Below are 480 nucleotides of genomic sequence, written 5' to 3' on the forward strand. Positions count from 1 at the left end.
GGTGGGGGTGGGCGCGGATGCCGCGTCGGCCGGGCTCACCTCATTGCCTGCGCGGCCGGCCCCGGGCCTGCCTCCTGCTGTGACAGCTCCGCATGCGTCGCTGCCGAACCGTGCAGGGATGTCCTCCTTCCCCGCAGCGGCGACCGCCTCTCGCCCTGCGACGACGGTTCCGCCCCCGTCCGGGGCGCCCCCGCACGGCACTTCACCCCCGGGCCCTGCGCCGGGTCCGACGCCCGGACCTTCGGCGGGTTCGTCGGCGCGGCCTTCGCCGGGTCCGGTGGCCGGGGACCGGTGGGGGCGGGCCGTTCCCGCGTTGCGGGAGCGGCTCCCGGTGTGGCTCCAGCTCAGGTGCGGCCTGGAGCCGAGGACGCTGGCCGCGCTCAGTGTCGTTCTGGTCGCGGCAGCGGTGTTCGCCGCGATGCACTTCTGGTCCGCGCGCCCTGGTTCTGTACCGGCTCCGGAGCGGGTCGGCGAGGCCGT

At 76.7% G+C, this 480-nt stretch carries 1 pseudogene; it reads left to right on the forward strand.

Annotated features, from left to right (window positions below):
• Positions 1-277: 277 nt before the first annotated feature.
• Positions 278-480: pseudogene (locus tag JGS39_RS40165) on the forward strand (ComEA family DNA-binding protein); the annotation flags it as partial.

The organism is Streptomyces poriferorum (assembly GCF_019399235.1).
GTDB lineage: Bacteria > Actinomycetota > Actinomycetes > Streptomycetales > Streptomycetaceae > Streptomyces > Streptomyces poriferorum.